We start from the raw sequence: 19803 nt of genomic DNA, 5'->3' as shown, positions 1-19803 counted from the left end.
CTATAGTCGCCGCCGGCGCCGGCCTTCGATCGCCAGACCAGCAAGCCTGGACGGCCGAACGGAATGACGGCCCCAGCCGAGGCCCAACCGACGATGCTGCACGACCCTGCCGAGCTCAATCCGCTCCGCCTCGCCGCCATCCTGTATGGACCCGGCGACGATGCCGATGTCCTGCTGGACGATTTTGTCCAGGGGCTCCAGCAGGGCGGCGTGCGCGTCGGCGGCATCGTTCAGCGCAATACGAGAGACGAGGTCGGCAGGAAGAGCGGGATGGACGTCATCGACCTCACGAATGGCGATACGATCTCGATCTGCCAGGACCTCGGCAGCGGATCCACGGCCTGCAAGCTCGATTCTGCCGGCCTCGCCGAAGCCGGCATGGCCGTTCATCGCGCCATCGCTGCCCATGCCGACCTCATCGTGATCAACAAATTCTCCAAGCAGGAGGCGTCGGGAAGCGGACTGCGCGGCGAGCTGGCCGACGCGATCACGTCCGGCATCCCCGTGCTGACCGCCGTCCCGCAGAAATGCATCGAGGACTGGCGGACGTTTACCGGCGACCTCGGCACCCTGCTGCAGCCGTCGCGTTCCGCGATGGATGCCTGGTGGCTCACGCTGAACTCACACGCGGAAAGCGGCCGCTGAGCCCCGTCAAGGCCCCCCTGGCGTCACCACTACTTGCCAATCATGACGTCTGACGACTTGATCACCGCCGACACGCTGTCTCCGACCTGAAGCGCGAGTTCATCGACGGCCTCATTGGTGATGGCCGAGAACACCGTCAGTCCTGGCGCGAGCTCGACCTTGACGTGAGCCGTGGTCGTGCCTTTGGCGACAGAGATGACTTTCCCCGGCAAAACATTTCGTGCGCTCAGCTTCACCTGCTGCTCCTCATCTGCTGCAGCTTTGTTGCTGCAGGAGCGATGTAAGCAGAGAGATCGCCTGAACTCAATGACCTATATCAATTTTGATATAGCATCACGCGGCGGCGGCGCGCACACACACGATGGCACGTCGCCTGCCCGGCCCTTTCAACCCACGCCTCAGCCGAACTTGAACAACACGCCGTAACCACCGCGCGGATAGCTCCACTCGATGTCGCCGCTGGCCTCGCCGATGACGCGGCAGGTGCCGCACTCGATGCAGCCGTCGACCGTGATCTCGACCTGCCCCTTGTCGTTGAGCTCGTAGCAGCGCGCCGGGCACGCATTCAGCAGCGCCTTGAGCTGCGGCGTCGGCGTCGTGTGCGGACGGACCTTGATGTGGGCCCGGCCCGGATCGACTTGATAGCGATTGTAGAACAGCTTGTCCTCGACGCGTACCGCGACATCCGTGCTCATGTCTGATCTCCCTTGGCCCAGTTGTTTCGTTCAGTCGACAGATCAGCGCCACGCCCGTGCAAAGCGGAACGCATCGCCGAACAGACCCGTCCACGACCTCGCGCTCACGAACGAGCGCAGCGTGCTGCTTTCCTTCTCCTTCTTCGGCGTGCCGTCGACACGGACGAAGTTCTGCATCGCTTTCGAGACGAGCTGCGGATAGGTCAGGAAGAAGTTCTGCGACTGGTTGTGCAGCAGCGCCGGCATGTCCTTGTATTTCTTCAGGTCCTTGATGACGAAGGAATCCTCCAGCATCTTTTTGTAGAGCGCGAGGTTGGCTTTGGTCATCGGGTCGCGGCGCGACTTCACCTGGAAGATCGCCTCGGCCGCGATGCGGCCGGAGGTCATCGCCAGATTGGAGCCTTCGCGGTGAACGGCATTGTTGAGCTGGGCGGCGTCGCCGACCACGACCCAGCCGTCACCGCAGAGCTCCGGGATCGCGTTGTAGCCGCCCTCGGGAATGAGATGCGCCGAGTACTCCTTGACCTCCGAGCCCTCGATCAGCGGCGCCACCGAGGGATGCTGCTTGAAGCGCTCCAACAGGCCGTACGGCGTCTCGCCGGTCTTCTGGAAGTCGGACACGAGACAGCCGATGCCGAGGGAGATGCACTCCTTGTTGGAGTAGATGAAGCCCATCCCCGTCATGCCGCGGGAGATCGTGCCGACGGCCTCGATGACGGCACCTTCATCGCCCTTCAGATTGAAGCGCGCCTCGATCGTCTCACGCGGCAGGAAGTGCATCTCCTTGACCGCCAGCGCGACGTTTTCCGGCTTCGGCCGGTCGCGCAGGCCGGCGCGGCTGCCGAGCAGGCCGTTGACGCCTTCGGCGAGCACGACGACATCGGCATGGATCTCACCATCGCGCCGGTCGGTCCTGACGCCGATGACCTTGCCATAGGCGTCCTGCGCCAGTTCGGTCACGGTCGTCTCGCACAGCACGGTGGCGCCGGCTTCCTTGACCTTGGACGAGAACCATTTGTCGAACTGCGCCCGGATGATGGTGTAGCGGTTCGGCTTCTCTTCATTGAAATCGTCCGACTTGTAGTGCAGGCCGACATGGGACTTGTCGTCGAGCATCCAGAAGCGCTGCTCGACCAGATGCCGCTCCAGCGGCGCTTCCTCGCGGAAATCCGGAATCAGCTTCTCCAGCATGTCCGCATAAAGGATCGCGCCCTGCACGTTCTTCGAGCCGGAATACTCGCCGCGCTCGAGCTGCAGCACCTTCATGCCGCGCTTGGCCATGGTCAGCGCAGCAGCATTGCCGGCCATGCCGGCGCCCACGACGATCGCGTCGAACCGTTCCTCGATCATTGCCCTGCTCCTCTCTCTAGCTTGCGATGCGATCGCGCGAATGCGGCGACAGCCGCGCCCGGAAGGCTTCGGTGAGTGCCGGCAACAGCCGGATCGCGTCGGTGACGATGCCGACATGGGCGAAGTCGAAGATCGGCGCGTTCTTGTCGGTGTTGATGGCGACGATCAGGTCGGCGCCCTCGACGCCCACCCGATGCTGGATCGCGCCGGAAATGCCGGCCGCGATGTAGAGCTTCGGGCGGATCGTCTTGCCGGTCTGGCCGATCTGGCGGTCCGAGGTCACCCAGCCCTTCTGCACCAGCGGCCGCGAGCAGCCGAACTCGGCGCCGAGCACCGCGGCGAGCCCCTTGACGAGCTGGAAGTTCTCGGGCGAGCCAAGTCCGAGACCGCCGGCGACCACGACGTCGGCATAAGCGAGGTTGGATTTCGCCGAGTCGCGGTCCGGGATGAAGGACAGCACCTTGGTGACGATGTCCTCCTCGACCAGGCCGAGCTTGTGCTCGATGATCCGGGTCGCTGGCTTCTCCAAGCGCTCCGGCATCGGCATCACGCGCGGACGCACGGTCGCCATCTGCGGCCGATAGTTCAGCGTGTAGATCGTACAGAGCAGCGAGCCGCCGAAGGTCGGCCGCGTGGCCGCGAGCGACCCGTCGGCGTCGACGTCGAGTTCAGTGCAGTCGGCGGTCAGGCCGGTGAGCAAGGTCGTCGCCACCGAGCCCGCGAGATCGCGGCCGAGCGTGGTGGCGCCGAGCAGCAGGATCTCCGGCTTGAAGGTGTTGACGACGTCGGTCAGCGCCTTGGTATAGGCCTCGTTGCGATAGTCGGTGAGAACATCGTCGGCAACGATGTAGGCAAGATCGGCACCGTAGCAGAACGACTCCGCCGCGGCATGCTGGACCGCCTCGCCCGGCGGTCCGATCACGACCGCGGCAAGATCGACCTTCAGCTTGTCGGCGAGCTTGCGTCCCGCCCCCATCAGCTCCCAGGAGACCGAATGGACCTGGCCGCGCTCCTGTTCGATGAACACCCAGACGTGCTTGTAGGCCTTGAAATGCTCCGGCAGCTCCTTCTTGGTCGCGGCGCGACCGGCTGCGGCAGGCGGTGCTTTGGTGGGTTCGCTCATGGTCGTCGTCCCGTTGATCCGTCAGAAGCCCGATGTCTGAAAAGCGATGTCAGATGGCGAAGTCAGAAGCCGTGCGCCGATGTGATGAGCTCGGCTTCGAGCTTCGGCTGGCGCTTGAACAGTTCCTCGATCAGTGCTTCGGCCGGCGCGCGCGTCGAGAAATCGACAAACGTCGCTTTCTCCGCGCGCGCAGACGGCGCGAACACGCGCTTCACGATTGTCGGCGAGCCCTTCAGGCCGCATTTCGAGAGATCCTCGACGCCGGCATCCTTGGCGCTCCAGGTCACGATCTTCGCGCGCGCGGCACGCAGCGCGTCGGCCATCGCGCCGCGGCGGATCTCGTTGGTCGCTTCCAGCATCGTGACCAGGCACGGCAGCCTGGTCTTGAGCACCTGAACACCACCTTCGGAGCGACGCTCGGCTTCGATCGTGCGCGCGACCGGATCGACCTCGCTGATCTTCGCCACATAGGTCAGCTGCAACAGACCGAGCCGCTTGGCGACCCCAGGACCAACCTGCGCCGTGTCGCCGTCGATCGTCTGCTTTCCGGTGAACACGATGTCCGGCGCGCCGAAGGTTTCGCTGATCTTGCGAATGGCAGTCGCAAGCGCGTAGGTCGTGGCCAGCGTGTCAGCGCCGGCAAAGAAGCGGTCGGTGAGCAGCACGGCGCGATCGGCGCCGTAGGTCAGCGCCCTGCGCAGGGAGTCCTCGGCTGACGGCGGCCCCATCGTCAGCACGGTCACTTCGCCACCCAGCTTGTCGCGGAGCTGCAGCGCGGCTTCGAGCGCGAACAGATCGTAGGGGTTGATGATGGTCGGCACACCCTGGCGCATGATGGTGTTGGTGACGGGATGAACGCGGATCTGCGCAGAGTCCGGAACCTGCTTGATGCAGACGACGATATGCATGCGATCACTCCGGTGTGTGGGCCTGCGATGAGGACAGCAATTGTCGTACCAGTTTGGATCGGAACGAATCCTGTCGCTGTTTCAGCGACTTGGCAAAGCATCCTGATTTGCTGCTCAGGATTGCCGCAGAGTCCGACACGTCGCAAGCAACACGCGTCGGGAATGCGACAGGAGCTTGAAAGCACGAAGCTCGCTTGAAAGCAGAAGTGCCGCCAGTTGTAGCTGGCGGCACTTGGGGGCGTGATCGTCAGTTCGTCCGCTACTTGAGGGTCGTCAACGACACGAACGGTTTGGGAGCCGGCTTCGGGGGTGCCACCGCTTCCTTGAGCACCTTGAACACGCGCTGATCGAGCGGCGTCGAGACGACGAAGTCCTGATAGGCCTGCTCCAAGAATGATTTGCAACGGGTTGCGACATCTTCGTTGGAAACATCCGAGAAGTCCTCGCTGACGAGATACTGGCCCATTCGCCGGAGAATATGCAGCCGGCAGACGTTGAGAACCTTGGGATCGTACTCGACCCCCAACAGCTTGAAGAACTCTTCGGCTGCAGAGGTCTGTTTCAGTTCCTCGAGAACGTTCGGTGTTGCCGCAGTCATTGCTTGGCTCCTTGGGTCAGAATCGGATCAACCTCGCAGGCACTGGTCGGCGCCGGCAGTGGCGGCCCCTGGCGCACCTTCTGCCTGATGTGAGCCAGCTGCGCTTCGAGGAAATCGATGCGGTCCAGCATCACTGAGAGTGCCTCGCCGACCGGATCAGGCATCAGATGGTGATCCAGATCGATGCGCCCGACGGTGCGCCGATGCGTGAACTCGGGCCGCACCACTTTGGCGGGGATGCCGACCACCGTGACGTCAGGCGGCGTGCTCTGGATGACGACGGAGTTGGCGCCGACGCGGGTGCGAGGCCCGATCGTGATCGGTCCGAGGATCTTGGCGCCAGCGCCGACGACGACCCCGTCTTCCAACGTCGGGTGCCGCTTGCCCGGCGACCATGACGTGCCGCCCAGGGTGACGCCGTGATAGAGCGTGACGTCGTCGCCGACCTCCGCGGTCTCACCGATCACGACGCAGGCGCCGTGATCGATGAAGAAACGGCGCCCGATCTCCGCGCCCGGATGGATGTCGACATTCGACAAGAAGCGCCCTAGCCAAGACAGCAGCCGCGCCGGAAAACGCCAGCCGCGCGCCCACAGCCGGTGTGCCAGGCGGTGCCAGATCAGTGCGTGGATGCCGGGATAGGTCAGCAGCGTCTCGACCTCGCTGCGCGCCGCCGGATCGCGCGAGCGGACGCAGCCGATGTCCTCGCGGATCAGGCGGAGCAGCGAGGGCGGGCTCGCGGCGGCCGCGATGGGCTTGGCAATCGGCGTATCGACGATATCGCTCATGATCAGGCAAAGCTCGCAAGCGGGTGATCACAGACCTCGCGCCAGATCGCGGCAACCGCCTCTTTCGGTACGGGCCCCTTATGGGCGACCGCATGCTTGCGCACGCGAGCGAGGATCCGCTGGGCCTGGTCGGCACTCACAGGCAGGCGCAGATCTGACAGCAGCGAGGTGATCGCCGACAACCCGGAATGCTTGCCGATCACGATGCGGTTGGCGCGGCCGAACAGCACGGGATCGAGCGCCTGATAGGTCCGCTGATCCTTCAGCAGACCGTCGACGTGAATGCCCGATTCATGCGTGAAGACGTGCTCGCCGACGATCGCCTTGTTGAGCGGAATGGCGCGCGCGGCCGCCGCCGCCACGACGTTCGCGACATGATCCAGCTCAGCGAGCACAATGCCCGTGTCGCGCCGATAGAGCTGCCGCAAGGCGACTGCGACCTCCTCGAGCGGCGCGTTGCCGGCGCGCTCGCCGAGGCCGATCACGGTGACCGACGCGTGGGTCGCGCCGGCCTTGATCGCGGCGAGCGTGTTGGCCGTGGCGAGCCCGAGATCATCATGGCCATGAAACTCGATCTCGAGGTCCGTCGTCGCCCGCAGAGCGCCAACTAGCGCGGAGGTCGCATCGGGATCGAGCACGCTCAACGTATCCGCCACGCGGAAGCGGCGCGCGCCGAGCGACTTCGCCGTCGCGATCACCTCCGCCAGAAACCCGACATCAGCACGTGACGAATCCTCGCCGCCGACGGCAACGGCCAGCCCGCGCTCCCGTGCATAGCCCACCACACGCTTGAGCAACTCCAACGCAGCGCTGCGGCCGCCGCCGAGCTTGGCCGCTATCTGGATGTCGGATGTCGGAATCGACACATTCACCATCGACACACCGGCGGCGATCGCCGCGTCGACGTCAGCCTCGCGCATGCGGCACCAGCCGATGATGGTCGCCGGCAGACCGACTTCGACGATCGCGCGGATCGCGGCGATTTCATCCGCCCCCATCGCCGGCGTTCCGGCCTCAATCTCCGGCACGCCGGCACGCGCCAAGGCGCGCGCGATCGCGAGCTTCTCGCCGAGGGCGAAGGCCACCCCTGGGGCCTGCTCACCGTCACGCAAGGTCGTATCGTTCAGGATCACCCGCGGCATCGGGCTCCCAAATATCCGGCTCGCGGCAGAGCCGGCATCCTGGGCGGTGTGCGGCCCGCGCTGTCCGGGGACGTCAGGCATTCACTTGCTCCGTCGCAACCTGTGTCGACCGCTGGAACGAGACACTCCGTCGCGGCCTTAAAGTCACTGAGCAACGGCCATGCCACGGCCGGAAATCACTCCAATCCATTGAGAAGATGATGATTTTTCCTACGAGGGAATTGTCGGATTCGTAACAGGGTCGGGAATCCAACGCAGGAGGCGGCGGGCCCTGCGCACAGCCGCGATGCGGCAAGCCGGCCGACGCCGTCAGGCGTCGCGCTTGCGGCGCAGGTGGATGATGACGTCGATCCGCTCCATGCCGTAGCCCGGCAGCGGCTCGGGCAGTTGGTCGAATGCGACATGGCCGGGCACGTCGACGAGCACGCCCTCGTCCTCGTAGAAGAAATGCGGATGCACGGTCGTGTTGGTGTCGAAGAACGATCTGGAGCCATCGACCCCGATCTGCCGCAGCAATCCGAGCTCAACGAACTGATTGAGCGTGTTGTAGATCGTCGCCTGCGAGATCTTCATTCCGGTCGCGACGGCCGCGGCATAGAGCGCATCGGCGGTGATGTGACAGTCGCCATTGCCGAACAGAATGCGGCTCAGCTGCTGACGCTGCTGCGTCGGGCGCAGGCCAGCCCGGCGCAGCGCGTCCTCGCAGCGGCGCATCAGGATCTCGCCCGCTTCGCAGCTTTCCGCGACGGAGCACAGCTCACCATCAACGGTGCACGGCGATCGGAGCTGGCTTTCCATCAACATCATCGCAGTCCTCGAAACTCACATTGCGGCGCTTGCCGCCTCCTGGAGCGCGACCTCGCGGCGGCGCTCGGCCATCCGGCTCTCGCCGCTCTCCTCGCCGAAGCAGAGCTGGAAGTCGTTGCACTGGGTGCAGATCGGCGTCGTGCACATCACGAAGCCATCGTCCTCGCACAGCATGCGGTAGAAGAAGCGCTTCCAGCGCATGTTCCTGGTATTGCGGCTGGCCAGCGGTGCGAAGTGGCGCAGCAGCAGCCGCGACAGCTCGGAGCGCTCGCGCAGACCGAGGTCCTCCCACAGATGGTTCGGCTCCATGGCGCGGCGCGCCACCATGGCCGTGAGCCACCGACCGACGTCGCCCGCTGTGGAGCGCTGTGCCGCGAGCAGGTCGCGCACCATCGCGACCTCATCGTCATCGGGCGCCGCCGCGGCGCCGGTGACCGGCAGCCAGGAGGAATCGATCGATGCTGCGGGAAACAGCCGCGCCAGCAAGGCAATCAGTTCGACGGTCGAAAGCCCAACGCGCTCCGCCAGCGCGCCGTGTTCCATCGCGGAGACCGCGAGGATCGATGCGATCACGTGGCGGTCGAAACTGGCGTCGCTGTCGATCAGCGCTTCGGCGGGATCGGTGCCCGTCAACAGGCGGTAGATCTCGCGCCCGTGACGCCGCCTGTCGTCGTCCAGGAAGGCTGTGCTGCCCGGCAGCGGTTGCAGGCTTCCACCAACGGATGTTGATCCAGTTGCGATGGCCATGTCGCGATCCCCTGCTGTATCTGCCGATGGGACATGCAATGAGGTACCGGCCCTCCGACGGGAGGAAGGCCGGTACCAAGACTGCTTAAGCCGTTGCGGCGAGATCGGCGGCAGTCTTTCCGATTTGGCTCTCGTCGACGGCCTTCATGATGCCGTGCTCCATCAGCATGTCTTCGAGCTCGTCCATCGTGATCGGGGTCGGGATGATGCCCTTGCCGGCGTTGTTGTGGATCTTCTCCGCCAGCGAACGGTAGTGGCCGGCCTGCACCGAGTCCGGCGCATATTCCAGCACGGTCATGCGGCGCAGCTCGGCGTGCTGCACGATGTTGTCGCGCGGCACGAAGTAGATCAGCTTGGTGCCGAGCTTCTTGGCGAGCGCATCCGCCAGCTCCAGCTCCTTGTCGGTCTGGCGCTCGTTGCAGACCAGGCCGCCCAGGCGCACGCCGCCGGAGTTCGCATATTTCAGAATGCCCTTGGAGATGTTGTTGGCGGCATACATCGCCATCATCTCGCCGGACATCACGATGTAGATCTCCTGCGCCTTGTTCTCGCGGATCGGCATCGCGAAGCCGCCGCAGACCACGTCGCCGAGCACGTCGTAGGACACGTAGTCGATGTCCTCATAGGCGCCGTTCTCTTCCAGGAAGTTGATCGAGGTGATGACGCCGCGGCCGGCGCAGCCGACGCCCGGCTCCGGACCGCCGGACTCGACGCAACGGATGTCGCGATAGCCCACCTTCATGACCTCCTCGATCTCGAGGTCCTCGACGCTGCCGGCGGCAGCGGCCAGGCTGAGAATCGTGTCCTGCGCCTTGGCGTGCAGGATCAGGCGGGTCGAATCCGCCTTGGGGTCGCAACCGACGATCAGGATCCGATGACCCATCTCGGCCAGCGCCGCCAGGGTGTTTTGCGACGTCGTCGACTTGCCGATGCCGCCTTTGCCGTAGAATGCGATTTGTCGCAGGGATGACATTCTGCTCTCCATCAACCGATTGCCTAAGTCGCGCCCGCTTCTCGCGAGGCGTGACTGCGTCCTCTCATGTGTCCGAACCGGCAGACGGGTTGTTGGGAAGGAGAGCATCGCTCGTCCGAAGCGTCGGCGTGCACTCAGCCCTCAACCATTGCCTGGCAAACAGTTTTGCAACCGCTGTGCCAGAGCTTGCGAACAACGAAAATGGCCATGTTTTGAAGGCGATGAGGAGCAATCCGCAGCCGATCGCGGCGTGTTGCAAACCCGACATCGGAATGCCTCGCAAGATCCGATGACGCGCCGCGCTGTCCGAAACGACACAACGGAGCCGCTCTGCAGCCGCGCAAGGTGCGGAACGAGATTTGCTAGTCCTCCTGTGCAGCCTTGCGGCAGAGACTTGAGGAGGATGCAATGCAGATCGGCGTTGAAACGGCGAAAGCGGTGGACCAGCGGCGCGTGTTCGTGATCGATGACGACGAGATCACGCGTGCGGCCCTGCAGTTCATGTTACACGATGAAATCGAGACACATGAGCTGGCGACACCGGAGGAGGCTTATGAGAAGGGCGTCGACTGGCTAGCGCCGAACGTGGTGCTGCTCGGCGTCTCATTTCTGAAGCAACGCGGTCCCGAGCTCATCCGGGAGATCGCTGCCAAATTCAAGGGCGTTCGGATCCTGATCGTCACCGCGAAGTCCGACGAGGCAATCGCGATCGAAGGGCTCAAGGCCGGTGCACACGGCGCCGTGGTCAAGCCGCTCACGATCGAAACGGTGCGCAAGAAGGTCGACACCATTCTCGGCCGCGCCGGCGGCGCGACGCTGGTCCAGCTCGGTGGCATCTGACGTGACGACGATCGTGTTCTACGAGAAGCCGGGTTGCGGCACCAATGCGCGCCAGAAGCTGATGCTGGCGCGCGCCGGCCATGAGGTGGTCGCCCGGAATCTTCTGACCGAGCCCTGGACCGGCGAGCGGCTGCGTGCGTTTTTTGCCGAGACGCCGGTCTGGGCCTGGTTCAACCCAGCCTCGCCGCGCGTCAAATCCGGCGAGATCGAGCCGGAGACGATCGGCGCCGTCGCAGCGATCGATCTGATGCTCGAGGACCCACTGCTGATCCGCCGCCCGCTCATCGAAGCCGATGGCCAGTGCTGCGCCGGCTTCGACCGCCAGCCGGTGCTGTCGCTGCTTCAGCGTGACGATGACCTGGACGATGTCCAGGGCTGCACGCGACCCGAACCGTCTACACCATGTCCGGAGCCGCGCTGAGCGGCTCCGGTCCACACGTTCAGCGCTTCAGGACCATCACGAGGCGATCGACGCGCTTGCCCTGCTTGAAGTGGGACTCGACGATCTCGTCGATGTCCTCAGGCTTGGTCGGCCGATACCAGATGCCATCGGGATAGACCACCATCATCGGGCCTGCACTGCAGAAGCCGAAGCACCCGGCGGCGGTGACGCCGATATCCGTCAGCCGCTGCGATTCGATGGTCTTGGTGAGCCGGTCCCACAGCGGCTGCACGCCGAGCGCGCCGCAGCTGCCGCGCGGATGTCCCGGTGGCCGCTGCGTCAGACAGACGAAGGCGTGATATTTGTAGAGCTGCGGAACCTCGAACTCGTCATCGGCCTCGGCGACTTCAGAATCGCTCATGACGCCGGCGCCTTGATGCCCTTGTCGGCCAGCAGGGTCGCGAGCTCACCGGCCTGGAACATCTCGCGCACGATATCGCAGCCGCCGACGAACTCGCCCTTCACATACAGCTGGGGAATGGTCGGCCAGTTGGAGAATTCCTTGATTCCCTCGCGGATGAAGGGATCGGCCAGCACGTTGACGCCTTCAAAGGGCACGTCGAGCTTTGCCAGGATCTGTGCCACCGCGGACGAGAAGCCGCATTGCGGTGCCGCCGGCACGCCCTTCATGAAGAGAACGATATCATTGCTGTCGATCAGCTTCTGAATGCGTTCGGATGTCGACATTGACGTAATCCTTTCATCCCTGGATGCGACCGATCAGTTCGGCAGCGCCGATCATTTCGGCAATGATGTCTCGAGCGCGAGCGCATGCAGAACGCCGCCCATCTGGCCCTTCAGGGCCGAATAGACCATCTGATGCTGCTGCACCCGGCTCTTTCCCGCGAAAGCCTGTGAGGTGACGCGCGCCGAATAATGGTCGCCGTCGCCGGCCAGATCCTCGATCACGACGATTGCATCCGGGAACGCGTCCTTGATCAGACGCTCGATATCAGTTGCTGCCATCGCCATCGCCGTGTCTCCCGCTGGATTGGCAGGGCGTCATGCAAGCTCCGAACCAATCCTTTGCAGGTCGTATTCGCCGGCTCATCGTCGTTCGACGCCCGTGCTGCACCGAAGCCGTCACGAGGCGCGTCGTCTTTGCGACATCGCTGACAGCGCAGCAAAGATCGAGCGTTGAAAATGCAACATCCGCCGCGTTTTCCGCGCGCTTCGTACCGACGCCCGCGCCTGCTGCGCCTGCGTAAGAACGGTCCGCGTCTTGCAAAGCTTTGATCGAGGTCAATGCAATGCTCGAACTCGTCAGTGAACCCGACACGATCAACTTCGGCGACCTGCCTGAAGAGATCGATGCGTTGCTGCAGCAGGGCGTGGCGGCGTACCGCCGCGACCACGTCCGGGCCGACCGGCTGTTTCGACAGGCGCTGGCCGCCGCGCCACAGCAGCTGCCGACCTACTTCTGTCTCTATAAGATTCACACCTATCAGGGCCATCTCGACGAGGCGAAGGCGGTCGCCGAGCTCGGTCTCGCGGAGGCTGCGCGCCAGGCCGGCTGGCCTGCGGATTGGCGGCGCTGGGTGCCGCACGATCCGCTGCCCGATGGCGCCGGCCGCTTCGCGCTCTACACGCTGAAAGCCCTCGCCTTCATTCACCTGCGCAACAACGATTCCACCAGCGCGGCCAACATGCTCGGCGCGTTGCGCCGGCTCGACCCGACCGGCGCCGTCGGATGGCCGGTCGTCGCCGCGCTCGCCGAGGGGATCGGCTCGGAGTGAGACACCATCATGCTTGAAGCAACGCGCAATACGGACACGAAGCCGAACGACCATCGCCCGGAGCGAACCAGAATCCAGAGAGGAACCAACGCATGACCACCATGCACGCCGCGCCCCCTCCTCCCACGGCGCAGACCGCCCTGTCGACCGGCTCCCAGGATGCCGCCGAGAGTGTGATCGCCGCCTTGCGGACGGTCTATGACCCCGAGATTCCGGTCAATGTCTACGATCTCGGATTGATCTATCGGATCGCTCACCAGGGTGGCGGCGCGATCGAGATCGACATGACCTTGACGGCGCCAGGCTGCCCGGTCGCGAGCGAGATCGTCCGGATGGTCGAGGAAGCGGTTCAGTCCGTCGACGGCGTCGTCTCGGTCACAGTCACGCTCGTGTTCGAGCCGCCGTGGGACAAGTCGCGCATGTCCGAAGAGACCGCGTTGGAGCTGGGTTTGTTGTAACGCGCGGCTACCGCGCCGAAAGAAGCAGGAGCATCGCATGCCCACGGAGAGCACGGTCAGGCTGACCGCCAGCGACGGACACACATTCCAGGCGTTTCGCGCCGATCCCGCCGAGACGCCGAAGGGCGCCATCGTCGTGCTGCCGGACTGCGCCAACGCCGCGGGCAAGGTGCGAAAACTCGCCGGCACATTCGCAGCCAGCGGCTACGTTGTGATCGCGCCCGAGTTATCGCCCCCGGTGACGACCGCGACCGAAACTGACAGCGAGCCCGCCGCGGCCGCGCAGGATCCAGCGGCGGCTCTGCTGGCCGAGATTCAGTCGACGGTCGATAGCGTCAAGGATTGCGGCAAGGTCGCATTGGTCGGCTTCGGCGGCGGCGGCGGTCTGGCCTACAACGCGGCCAACCGCGTGTCGGGCTTGGCCTGCGCCGTGAGCTACTACGCGACCGGCGTGGTCGATGCGGCCGGCGCCAAGCGCAAAGTGCCGACGCTGCTGCATTTCGGCGAGGCCGACGCCGTCGTCCCCTTCACGGACGTCAGCATGTTCCGCGCCTATCATCCCGAAGTCAGCGCCTTCTCCTATCCCGGCGCCTCCCACGCGTTCGATGGCGAGGGTGAGACGTACGACGAGGCCGCCGCCGCGCTGGCGCATGAGCGAACCATGGCGTGGATCTCGCAATATGTCGTCGGCCAGCCCCCGATCACGCTGAAGAATGCCGGCGCCTACGCACTCGCCAAGACCGACAAGAAAAAGAAGAAGAAGGCCGACGACGACATGGGACCACCGGCTGACTGATGGCCACCGAGCAATAACCCATGGAGCGATGGAGAGCGCAACGATGCTGCCGACCACCATCCTGATCGACGAGACTCCGCGCTGCGTCGTGCGCCCCAACGACACCAGGGATCTCAACCGCTTCATTCGCAACGGCAAGCCCTATCTGCTGGCCGAGAAGCCGGACGGCAAGGTCACCCACCGCAGCGCCAGCGATGCCGAGATGGCGCAATGGCAGAACGCCCTGGCGCTGCATCGCGCCTGGGGCGGCGACGACGAGAACTTCTTCGGCGTGCCGCTGTATTAGCTACGCAGCCGTTGATCCGTAGGGTGGGCAAAGGCGCCACCGGCGGTCGTGAAACACACCGCCCGAAGTGCGCCGTGCCCACCGTTCGAACAGTCTCGTCGGGTGGCAGCGTTACGGTGGGCACGCTTCGCTTTGCCCACCCTACCAACTACGAGCATCAGCTCACGGCCGTCCCGCGCGGGCGTCGTGCGGATTGCCGGCCTGGTTGCGCATCCAGTCGGCGAGCTTGGTCATGGCGGCGTCGACATCCTGCCGCGCTTGGATATCGCTGACCGTCTCCTCGAGCGCGCCGCGCATGCACAGCAGCCAGGCGTCGCGCTCGGCATTGCCGATAGCAAAGCCCATATGGCGCTGGCGCAGCCGGGGATGGCCCTTCTCCGGCGAATACAGTTTTGGGCCGCCGAGCCATTCCGAAAAATACCGCTTCAGGATGTGCTTGATCGGCCCAAGATTGGTGCCGTGCATGTCGCGGATCTGTTTCGCCTCGGGTAGCGTGTCCATCCGGTGGTAGAAGGCTTCAACGAGACGATCGACCACGACCGCGCCACCGATCCGCTCATAGGGCGTGACCACCGGTGCCGCTTTCGAAGTTCCAGTCTCTGACGTCCCAGCATCCGTCATTCGGCCGTTCCTGTCTCTACTCGTCCAAGCTTGGCTGCAGGATGACCTCAGCCGGCGCGCCGGGCCCCTGCTCGTCCACGAGCTCCAGCGCATCGACACGCGACAATCCGGCGCCGCTGTCCATCAGCACGATAGCGTCCTTCGGCATGCTGGCAAGAGCCTCGATCAGCTTGGCGACAGTCACGGCCCCTCCCGCTCACGCAGCATCTTGCGCGGCCGCAGGCGCGCCGTTCTCGTCGAAATTCAGCGTCACCGGCTCCTCGTCGAGCATCACGATCTCGGCGCGGCTCAGCACGCCATTGGCATGGTAGCTGTAGCTGTGCGTGAGCTCGATCTCGCCATAGACGATCTTTTCGAACCCGGTCAGCGCACCCGCGGCATCGAAATAGCCGCGGATGAACGTGTTGCGGTTCGACAGCTGCTCCGGCGTGATCGCCGTGACCAGCCGCAGCGGCAGCTTGACGCCGGTATACGAGACAAAGAACCGGCAATCCCGCTTTGTATCCGTCATCACGCCGCCGCTTCAAGCATGGGTCCGCCGTGCAGCTGTCACGCCACGGCCGCGGTCTTCAGCGCCTCGATCTGGTCGCGCGCGACCTTGAACACGCCGCGACCGCCGGCGAAGGTCTGATAGGCCTTCATGCCGATCGCCTCGCTCAACTTGTCGAACCACTGCTGCGGCGTCAGCCCGACCGGCCGCTCGCTGATTTCGGCGACCGTTCCATCCGACGCAAACCGGACGTGAAGCGTAATGCTGTCCATGTGATCCCTCCTGTTACAGACCTGAGCCAAAGCCGAGCAGTTCGATCTTGACGTTCTCGGTGCCCAGAATGGTTGCCTGGCATGCGAGCCGGGATTTCGAGCCGACGCCGACGATGCTGTCGAGCTTCTCGTTCTCGAGCTTGGAGACCTTCGAGACACCCTTGCGACCTTCCTGCAGGAAGATGTGGCACGAGCCGCACTTCGCCTGGCCCTCGCACTTGTGCGGGATCTCGACCTCGGCGCCGAGCAGCGCCGCCAGAATCGTCGTGCCCTCCCCCACCTCGATCGTCTTGCCTGATGGCATTACCGTCAATGTCGCCACTTGGATTCTCCTTCTCCAGTTTGAGGTCAGAACTCGTCAGTAGATCGCCGCGCCCGCTCCGACATTGACCGACGCGTCCTTCATGGTCGCGACGATGAAGGCGATCTGGTCGGAAGTCAGATGAACGTGGAACGGCAAGGCCACCACGCGGTCGGCGACCTTCTCGGTCACGAGGCAGTCGCCGCGCCGGTAACCCATGTCGAAATAGTGCCGCTGCAGATGCAGTGGATTCGAATAGGCGATGGCTTCGATCTGCTCGACCCTGAGATCCTCGACGATCGAATCCCGGCTCGACTTCGAGAACCGCGTGCCCAGATGGACTTGGTAGAGAAACCAGTTCACCTCGGTGACATCTGGGCCGACATAAGGGTCCTTGATACCCTCGAACGACTGCACCTCGCTGTAGTAGATCTGCTCGACCAGCTTGCGCCGCTCGAGGATCTCATCGATCCGCTTCAGCTGCGCCAGCCCGAGCGCCGCGGTGACGTCGCTCATCACGGCCTGATGCGATGCGCTGCTGCTGACCACCACCGATGCGCGCTCGTCGAGCCGGTGCGAGCGGTGGCGGCGCACGGCAACGGCGATGTCGACATCGTCGGTCACGACCATGCCGCCCTCGCCGCAGGTCAGCGCGAACGGCTGCGAGAAGTCGAACACCGAGGCGGCGCCGAAGGTGCCGACCAGCGCACCCTGATATTTCGAGCCGATCGCCTCGGTCGAATCTTCGATGAGCGGCAGACCGTGCGTCTTCGCAATCGCCTGCAGCTCGGTCCATTTGGCCGGATGACCGTTGGTGTTGCCGGCGAGGATCGCCCTGGTTCTGTCCGTGATACGCGCCTCGATCTTGCTGGGCGCCAACGTCCCGGAATAGTAGTCGATGTCGGAAAACACCGGCTTGGCGCCGACGATGCTGATCGCATGAGCGACCTCGCGGAACGAATAGGACGATGCAATCACCTCGTCGCCACCTCCTATCCCCATCGCCTTGAGGACCAGCAGCAGGCCGAGCGTCCCGCTTGGAACGGCGATGGCATATTTGCGCCCGAGATAAGCGGCGAACGCGGCCTCGAACTCCTCGACCAGCGGCCCCGATGACAGGCGCGGCGAGCGCAATGTCGCCTCCACCGCTGCGATCTCGGCCGTCGTGATATCGGGATCGGACAACGGAATGAAGTCGGAGCCGACCGGCGTCAACTCGGCTTCGTCCTGCTCCTGCCGATCGGCGTCATGCACGAGATAGGGCTTGGTCATGATCCGCTCCGCTTCGCCAGGATCAAGCCGGTCGCTTTCGCGGGGTCGTCGGTGACCCCGGCGCAATGATCGCTGGCATCGAGCAGATGCAGGTCGAACGCCGGGTAGCTGCGGAACGGCTCTTCCGTCACGTCGGAGGCATCGCAGCGCGTCAGGACCAGATGCGGAAAGCGCCGGCGCAGTTCGCCATAGGCGAAGCCTCCAGCGTCGGGTCCGGCGAGGACCTGCTCGATCTCATTCAGTTCCTGGTCGGCAAGTGCCATGTCGCCCGTCCTCTTCGCTCTACTGCCAGAATATCCGCTCGGGGTCGGCGTTCAGTTCGTCGACCGCCGCGGTCAACCGCTTGTGCACGCTGTGCAGCTCCCAGATCCCCTGGGCATGATCTCTCCAGAATAGTTTCCACATCGCATTCGTCGGATCGTGGCGCAGCAAGGCGACGTCGACCACGCCGCCGTCCTTATCGATGTTGCGCGAGCAGCACGGACTCTGGACGTGATAACCTTCATCGACCGGCGCGACCGTCGGCTCGACATAGCGGTAGCGCTTGCGCGACTTCAGCGCGCGCTCGATCCGCCTGCGATCCAGCTCGTTGGGATGCGCAGGCAGGATGAGGCTGGGCTTGAGCGCTGTTGCGGCCATGGATGATCATCACCCCTCTACCGGGACGATCTCCTCTTCGAGACAACCCACCACGAGGTGCTCGCCGAACTCGACGAGATAGATCGGCATGTTCGCTTCCGTATGCGTTCCGACCTGCACGATCTCGCCCATGTCGCCGATGCCGACGAGCTTCGCCTCAGTGGGCGCATTCGGGAACGAACCGTCGTTGACGAGATCAATCCGCGCCTTCACGCGCTGACCCCATTGATATTTAGGCAGGCGCGGCTCGATCATGATTGGTATGCTCCCGGCAGCGGCAAATCGTCTTCGAGCTCTTCCCGCGGCATGGCGGGGTCGAGCTCCTTGCGTTTCATGCCGACGCGGTTTCCACTTTCGAGAAACTCGACGCCGTAGATGTAGAATTGCTGCAGGAAGGTCCCGATCGAGACGACGTAGCCGATCTCGCCCTTCTTCGCGAGGATCTCGCCGATCTCCTTGCCCGCGTAGGTGCCGTCGTTGCGGATGGTGCGCTTCGCCTTCACCTTCTCACCGAAAGTGAAGTATGGCGGCGCGGACAGTTCCACCACTTCGCTGTCACGAACGATGTTGCTCATGCCGGTTTCTCCATCGCAGCTCCGGAACGGTTCGCAAGCCGGCCGCGCGCCATCTCCTGCACCAGCGGATCCTCGTCGCGCGCCAGTTCGGAGAGCTCGCTGATCGCAATGCGGCTCGCAACCTCATGGCGCACGCGCCAGTCGGCATCCTTGCACATCGCAGTGAGAAGATCCGGCGCAAGGCGCTCCGCGACCTCCAGCCGCACCCGCGCGTCGGGGTCGCTGATCATGCCAAGCAGCCAATCGGTCGGAATGCGGCGGGCGACGACGCGGCGAACCTCGGCCTCCGGATCGCCCATCATGCGGCCAAGCACCGACGGCACGATCCGCCGTGCCACGACGAGGCGGACGTAGTAGTCGTTGTCCAACATCATCGGCATCAGGTCTTCCGGATCGAGCACGGTCGCGATGCGGATGCGGACCTCGCGATGCGGATCATGGCGTAGCCGCAGCACCAGCCGCTTCGGCAGCCGCCGAGCTGCGTTCCAGCGCACCGTCTCCTCGGGATCGTCGAGCAGCGGCGTCAGATAAAACGGGCTGGCGTGCTTGGCCGCGATCGCGCGCACCTCGAAATGGGGATGCTTGACGTAGTCGTTGGCGAGCGCCGGATTCCAGTTGAAGAACCGGTCGATGCGCCGGGCATAGCGATCGTGCACGCAAGCATGTTTGAGACGGCAGCGCCCCGATGCTTCAAGCGCCTCATGCGCGCAGCCCGCACAACTGATATCGGTGCCCTGCCAGTCGACAGCCTCGTCGATGTCGTCACTCATCGTCGAGCTCCACCCGGTCTACGACCTCGAGCAGGACGCGCGCGCCGATCTTGTCGCTGGGATCGAGGTCGAGCAGCTTCTGCACTGCGAGCCGCCCTTCCACGAGATTGCCGAGCCGCATCTGCAGGTATGCGTAACCCTTCAAGGTGAACATGAAGAAGCGCGGCAGCATGTGGTCGAAACTGCCAAATTCCGCGTGCTCGGGCCGGACGTCGCGCCAATGTGGCGGCAGATGGTTCTCAACCGCGGCCTTTGCCAGGCACCGCTTGGCGATCCGCAGCGCGTCCGCCAGCCGCCCCTTGTAGAAATAGAAGCGGTAAAAGCCGATCAGCACTGCGGCATGATCCGGCGCCAGCGCCTCGGCCTCCTTCAAATGTCCCTCGGCGACTTCGTCGAAATGGTAGCTCTGGCTCGCCTGCCACAGGTGGTGCTCAGCCTCCTCAGGCAGCCCACCGCCGAGCAACGCGTCGGCAAGCAGCGCGTCCTCGATGGCGGTCTGGGAGCTGGGCCGGGCATCGGTGGGCATGGC

The 19803-nt window shown here is 64.3% G+C and carries 33 protein-coding genes; 7 read left to right on the top strand and 26 right to left on the bottom strand.

Going from position 1 to position 19803, the window contains the following annotated elements:
* The first annotated feature begins 63 nt into the window (after positions 1-63).
* Positions 64-645 (top strand): DUF2478 domain-containing protein, encoded by a 582-nt coding sequence (locus S58_RS11390; protein ID WP_015665450.1) that lies wholly within the window; start codon positions 64-66, stop codon positions 643-645.
* A gap of 29 nt (positions 646-674) precedes the next feature.
* On the opposite strand, the gene S58_RS11385 is transcribed toward S58_RS11390, so the two are convergent.
* The 11 genes from S58_RS11385 to nifH all read right to left on the bottom strand — a co-directional run bounded on the left by S58_RS11385 (position 675) and on the right by nifH (position 9776).
* Entirely contained in the window at positions 675-881 is a 207-nt protein-coding gene (locus tag S58_RS11385) for a TOBE domain-containing protein (protein WP_015665449.1), read from the bottom strand.
* Between the two features lie 162 nt (positions 882-1043).
* Entirely contained in the window at positions 1044-1340 is a 297-nt protein-coding gene (locus tag S58_RS11380; protein WP_015665448.1) for a ferredoxin family protein, read from the bottom strand.
* A gap of 42 nt (positions 1341-1382) precedes the next feature.
* Positions 1383-2690, bottom strand: a complete 1308-nt coding sequence (locus S58_RS11375; RefSeq protein WP_015665447.1) for an FAD-dependent monooxygenase — start codon at positions 2688-2690, stop codon at positions 1383-1385.
* A gap of 16 nt (positions 2691-2706) precedes the next feature.
* A complete protein-coding gene (locus S58_RS11370) occupies positions 2707-3813 on the bottom strand; it encodes an electron transfer flavoprotein subunit alpha/FixB family protein (protein ID WP_015665446.1) in 1107 nt (368 codons plus the stop codon).
* A gap of 62 nt (positions 3814-3875) precedes the next feature.
* A complete protein-coding gene (locus tag S58_RS11365) occupies positions 3876-4721 on the bottom strand; it encodes an electron transfer flavoprotein subunit beta/FixA family protein (protein WP_015665445.1) in 846 nt (281 codons plus the stop codon).
* Positions 4722-4980: 259 nt separating this feature from the next.
* On the bottom strand, positions 4981-5319 hold the full coding sequence (gene nifW, locus S58_RS11360) for a nitrogenase stabilizing/protective protein NifW (RefSeq protein WP_015665444.1): 339 nt from the start codon (positions 5317-5319) through the stop codon (positions 4981-4983).
* Positions 5316-6107, bottom strand: coding sequence for a serine O-acetyltransferase (gene cysE / locus S58_RS11355; RefSeq protein WP_015665443.1), 792 nt, complete (start codon positions 6105-6107; stop codon positions 5316-5318). The genes nifW and cysE overlap by 4 nt, the downstream gene beginning before the upstream one ends.
* 2 nt (positions 6108-6109) lie before the next feature.
* Positions 6110-7249 (bottom strand): homocitrate synthase, encoded by a 1140-nt coding sequence (nifV, locus tag S58_RS11350; protein WP_042339231.1) that lies wholly within the window; start codon positions 7247-7249, stop codon positions 6110-6112.
* 309 nt (positions 7250-7558) lie between these two features.
* A complete protein-coding gene (gene irrA, locus S58_RS11345) occupies positions 7559-8053 on the bottom strand; it encodes an iron response transcriptional regulator IrrA (RefSeq protein ID WP_042340698.1) in 495 nt (164 codons plus the stop codon).
* Between the two features lie 18 nt (positions 8054-8071).
* Entirely contained in the window at positions 8072-8803 is a 732-nt protein-coding gene (locus S58_RS11340; protein ID WP_015665440.1) for a nitrogen fixation protein NifQ, read from the bottom strand.
* Positions 8804-8888: 85 nt separating this feature from the next.
* A complete protein-coding gene (gene nifH, locus S58_RS11335; RefSeq protein WP_015665397.1) occupies positions 8889-9776 on the bottom strand; it encodes a nitrogenase iron protein in 888 nt (295 codons plus the stop codon).
* Between the two features lie 408 nt (positions 9777-10184).
* Here nifH and S58_RS11330 point away from each other — a divergent pair, with 408 nt between their 5' ends.
* Positions 10185-10616 (top strand): response regulator transcription factor, encoded by a 432-nt coding sequence (locus S58_RS11330; RefSeq protein WP_015665439.1) that lies wholly within the window; start codon positions 10185-10187, stop codon positions 10614-10616.
* Between the two features lies 1 nt (position 10617).
* On the top strand, positions 10618-11037 hold the full coding sequence (locus S58_RS11325; RefSeq protein ID WP_015665438.1) for an ArsC/Spx/MgsR family protein: 420 nt from the start codon (positions 10618-10620) through the stop codon (positions 11035-11037).
* A gap of 19 nt (positions 11038-11056) precedes the next feature.
* On the opposite strand, the gene S58_RS11320 is transcribed toward S58_RS11325, so the two are convergent.
* The 3 genes from S58_RS11320 to S58_RS11310 are packed head-to-tail and all read right to left on the bottom strand — an operon-like array spanning position 11057 to position 12030.
* Positions 11057-11419: a (2Fe-2S) ferredoxin domain-containing protein gene (locus tag S58_RS11320; protein WP_015665437.1), complete on the bottom strand. Its 363-nt coding sequence runs from the start codon at positions 11417-11419 to the stop codon at positions 11057-11059.
* The gene (gene grxD / locus S58_RS11315; protein WP_015665436.1) at positions 11416-11745 is read right to left on the bottom strand and encodes a Grx4 family monothiol glutaredoxin; all 330 of its coding nucleotides are present in this window, start codon (positions 11743-11745) and stop codon (positions 11416-11418) included. The genes S58_RS11320 and grxD overlap by 4 nt, the downstream gene beginning before the upstream one ends.
* A 51-nt stretch (positions 11746-11796) precedes the next feature.
* On the bottom strand, positions 11797-12030 hold the full coding sequence (locus S58_RS11310; protein WP_015665435.1) for a BolA/IbaG family iron-sulfur metabolism protein: 234 nt from the start codon (positions 12028-12030) through the stop codon (positions 11797-11799).
* A gap of 278 nt (positions 12031-12308) precedes the next feature.
* Here S58_RS11310 and S58_RS11305 point away from each other — a divergent pair, with 278 nt between their 5' ends.
* The 4 genes from S58_RS11305 to S58_RS11290 all read left to right on the top strand — a co-directional run bounded on the left by S58_RS11305 (position 12309) and on the right by S58_RS11290 (position 14334).
* Positions 12309-12794, top strand: coding sequence for a tetratricopeptide repeat protein (locus tag S58_RS11305; RefSeq protein ID WP_015665434.1), 486 nt, complete (start codon positions 12309-12311; stop codon positions 12792-12794).
* Between the two features lie 92 nt (positions 12795-12886).
* Entirely contained in the window at positions 12887-13252 is a 366-nt protein-coding gene (locus S58_RS11300; protein ID WP_015665433.1) for an iron-sulfur cluster assembly protein, read from the top strand.
* 37 nt (positions 13253-13289) lie between these two features.
* Positions 13290-14048 carry a dienelactone hydrolase family protein gene (locus S58_RS11295; protein ID WP_015665432.1) on the top strand — a complete coding sequence of 253 codons (759 nt, stop codon included), beginning with the start codon at positions 13290-13292 and terminating at the stop codon, positions 14046-14048.
* Positions 14049-14091: 43 nt separating this feature from the next.
* Complete coding sequence (locus S58_RS11290; RefSeq protein WP_042340697.1) at positions 14092-14334, top strand: hypothetical protein; 243 nt, start codon at positions 14092-14094, stop codon at positions 14332-14334.
* 162 nt (positions 14335-14496) lie between these two features.
* On the opposite strand, the gene S58_RS11285 is transcribed toward S58_RS11290, so the two are convergent.
* The 12 genes from S58_RS11285 to S58_RS11235 are packed head-to-tail and all read right to left on the bottom strand — an operon-like array spanning position 14497 to position 19800.
* The gene (locus tag S58_RS11285) at positions 14497-14955 is read right to left on the bottom strand and encodes a group II truncated hemoglobin (protein WP_042339226.1); all 459 of its coding nucleotides are present in this window, start codon (positions 14953-14955) and stop codon (positions 14497-14499) included.
* 16 nt (positions 14956-14971) lie between these two features.
* Positions 14972-15139 (bottom strand): hypothetical protein, encoded by a 168-nt coding sequence (locus S58_RS38390; protein ID WP_015665429.1) that lies wholly within the window; start codon positions 15137-15139, stop codon positions 14972-14974.
* Positions 15140-15151: 12 nt separating this feature from the next.
* Entirely contained in the window at positions 15152-15466 is a 315-nt protein-coding gene (locus tag S58_RS11280; protein WP_015665428.1) for a DUF6156 family protein, read from the bottom strand.
* A gap of 38 nt (positions 15467-15504) precedes the next feature.
* Positions 15505-15717, bottom strand: a complete 213-nt coding sequence (locus S58_RS11275; protein WP_015665427.1) for a hypothetical protein — start codon at positions 15715-15717, stop codon at positions 15505-15507.
* A gap of 13 nt (positions 15718-15730) precedes the next feature.
* On the bottom strand, positions 15731-16039 hold the full coding sequence (locus tag S58_RS11270) for a 2Fe-2S iron-sulfur cluster-binding protein (RefSeq protein WP_015665426.1): 309 nt from the start codon (positions 16037-16039) through the stop codon (positions 15731-15733).
* 36 nt (positions 16040-16075) lie between these two features.
* Positions 16076-17290, bottom strand: a complete 1215-nt coding sequence (locus S58_RS11265; RefSeq protein WP_015665425.1) for a DegT/DnrJ/EryC1/StrS family aminotransferase — start codon at positions 17288-17290, stop codon at positions 16076-16078.
* Positions 17287-17553, bottom strand: a complete 267-nt coding sequence (locus S58_RS11260) for a hypothetical protein (RefSeq protein ID WP_015665424.1) — start codon at positions 17551-17553, stop codon at positions 17287-17289. Before S58_RS11260 ends, S58_RS11265 begins: the two co-directional genes overlap by 4 nt.
* A gap of 19 nt (positions 17554-17572) precedes the next feature.
* Positions 17573-17929 carry a DUF3024 domain-containing protein gene (locus tag S58_RS11255; protein ID WP_015665423.1) on the bottom strand — a complete coding sequence of 119 codons (357 nt, stop codon included), beginning with the start codon at positions 17927-17929 and terminating at the stop codon, positions 17573-17575.
* 9 nt (positions 17930-17938) lie between these two features.
* The gene (locus S58_RS11250) at positions 17939-18184 is read right to left on the bottom strand and encodes a nitrogen fixation protein NifZ (protein ID WP_015665422.1); all 246 of its coding nucleotides are present in this window, start codon (positions 18182-18184) and stop codon (positions 17939-17941) included.
* Positions 18181-18504, bottom strand: a complete 324-nt coding sequence (locus S58_RS11245) for a nitrogen fixation protein NifZ (protein WP_015665421.1) — start codon at positions 18502-18504, stop codon at positions 18181-18183. Before S58_RS11245 ends, S58_RS11250 begins: the two co-directional genes overlap by 4 nt.
* Positions 18501-19274, bottom strand: a complete 774-nt coding sequence (locus S58_RS11240) for a 4Fe4S-binding leucine-rich repeat protein (protein ID WP_015665420.1) — start codon at positions 19272-19274, stop codon at positions 18501-18503. The genes S58_RS11245 and S58_RS11240 overlap by 4 nt, the downstream gene beginning before the upstream one ends.
* Positions 19267-19800, bottom strand: coding sequence for a hypothetical protein (locus tag S58_RS11235; RefSeq protein WP_015665419.1), 534 nt, complete (start codon positions 19798-19800; stop codon positions 19267-19269). The genes S58_RS11240 and S58_RS11235 overlap by 8 nt, the downstream gene beginning before the upstream one ends.
* Between the last annotated feature and the right edge of the window lie 3 nt (positions 19801-19803).

The organism is Bradyrhizobium oligotrophicum S58 (assembly GCF_000344805.1).
GTDB classification, from domain to species: Bacteria; Pseudomonadota; Alphaproteobacteria; order Rhizobiales; family Xanthobacteraceae; genus Bradyrhizobium; species Bradyrhizobium oligotrophicum.
Note: the sequence above shows the minus strand (reverse complement) of the source record. Positions and strands in the feature narration are given on the sequence as shown.

Coding starts and splice junctions, on each gene's coding strand:
- S58_RS11390 (WP_015665450.1), top strand. CDS start 64: ATGACGGCCCCAGCCGAGGCCCAACCGACGATGCTGCACGACCCTGCC.
- S58_RS11380 (WP_015665448.1), bottom strand. CDS start 1,340: ATGAGCACGGATGTCGCGGTACGCGTCGAGGACAAGCTGTTCTACAAT.
- S58_RS11375 (WP_015665447.1), bottom strand. CDS start 2,690: ATGATCGAGGAACGGTTCGACGCGATCGTCGTGGGCGCCGGCATGGCC.
- S58_RS11370 (WP_015665446.1), bottom strand. CDS start 3,813: ATGAGCGAACCCACCAAAGCACCGCCTGCCGCAGCCGGTCGCGCCGCG.
- S58_RS11365 (WP_015665445.1), bottom strand. CDS start 4,721: ATGCATATCGTCGTCTGCATCAAGCAGGTTCCGGACTCTGCGCAGATC.
- nifW (WP_015665444.1), bottom strand. CDS start 5,319: ATGACTGCGGCAACACCGAACGTTCTCGAGGAACTGAAACAGACCTCT.
- cysE (WP_015665443.1), bottom strand. CDS start 6,107: ATGAGCGATATCGTCGATACGCCGATTGCCAAGCCCATCGCGGCCGCC.
- nifV (WP_042339231.1), bottom strand. CDS start 7,249: ATGCCGCGGGTGATCCTGAACGATACGACCTTGCGTGACGGTGAGCAG.
- irrA (WP_042340698.1), bottom strand. CDS start 8,053: ATGTTGATGGAAAGCCAGCTCCGATCGCCGTGCACCGTTGATGGTGAG.
- S58_RS11340 (WP_015665440.1), bottom strand. CDS start 8,803: ATGGCCATCGCAACTGGATCAACATCCGTTGGTGGAAGCCTGCAACCG.
- nifH (WP_015665397.1), bottom strand. CDS start 9,776: ATGTCATCCCTGCGACAAATCGCATTCTACGGCAAAGGCGGCATCGGC.
- S58_RS11330 (WP_015665439.1), top strand. CDS start 10,185: ATGCAGATCGGCGTTGAAACGGCGAAAGCGGTGGACCAGCGGCGCGTG.
- S58_RS11320 (WP_015665437.1), bottom strand. CDS start 11,419: ATGAGCGATTCTGAAGTCGCCGAGGCCGATGACGAGTTCGAGGTTCCG.
- grxD (WP_015665436.1), bottom strand. CDS start 11,745: ATGTCGACATCCGAACGCATTCAGAAGCTGATCGACAGCAATGATATC.
- S58_RS11310 (WP_015665435.1), bottom strand. CDS start 12,030: ATGGCGATGGCAGCAACTGATATCGAGCGTCTGATCAAGGACGCGTTC.
- S58_RS11305 (WP_015665434.1), top strand. CDS start 12,309: ATGCTCGAACTCGTCAGTGAACCCGACACGATCAACTTCGGCGACCTG.
- S58_RS11300 (WP_015665433.1), top strand. CDS start 12,887: ATGACCACCATGCACGCCGCGCCCCCTCCTCCCACGGCGCAGACCGCC.
- S58_RS11295 (WP_015665432.1), top strand. CDS start 13,290: ATGCCCACGGAGAGCACGGTCAGGCTGACCGCCAGCGACGGACACACA.
- S58_RS11290 (WP_042340697.1), top strand. CDS start 14,092: ATGCTGCCGACCACCATCCTGATCGACGAGACTCCGCGCTGCGTCGTG.
- S58_RS11285 (WP_042339226.1), bottom strand. CDS start 14,955: ATGACGGATGCTGGGACGTCAGAGACTGGAACTTCGAAAGCGGCACCG.
- S58_RS11280 (WP_015665428.1), bottom strand. CDS start 15,466: ATGACGGATACAAAGCGGGATTGCCGGTTCTTTGTCTCGTATACCGGC.
- S58_RS11275 (WP_015665427.1), bottom strand. CDS start 15,717: ATGGACAGCATTACGCTTCACGTCCGGTTTGCGTCGGATGGAACGGTC.
- S58_RS11265 (WP_015665425.1), bottom strand. CDS start 17,290: ATGACCAAGCCCTATCTCGTGCATGACGCCGATCGGCAGGAGCAGGAC.
- S58_RS11260 (WP_015665424.1), bottom strand. CDS start 17,553: ATGGCACTTGCCGACCAGGAACTGAATGAGATCGAGCAGGTCCTCGCC.
- S58_RS11255 (WP_015665423.1), bottom strand. CDS start 17,929: ATGGCCGCAACAGCGCTCAAGCCCAGCCTCATCCTGCCTGCGCATCCC.
- S58_RS11250 (WP_015665422.1), bottom strand. CDS start 18,184: ATGATCGAGCCGCGCCTGCCTAAATATCAATGGGGTCAGCGCGTGAAG.
- S58_RS11245 (WP_015665421.1), bottom strand. CDS start 18,504: ATGAGCAACATCGTTCGTGACAGCGAAGTGGTGGAACTGTCCGCGCCG.
- S58_RS11240 (WP_015665420.1), bottom strand. CDS start 19,274: ATGAGTGACGACATCGACGAGGCTGTCGACTGGCAGGGCACCGATATC.
- S58_RS11235 (WP_015665419.1), bottom strand. CDS start 19,800: ATGCCCACCGATGCCCGGCCCAGCTCCCAGACCGCCATCGAGGACGCG.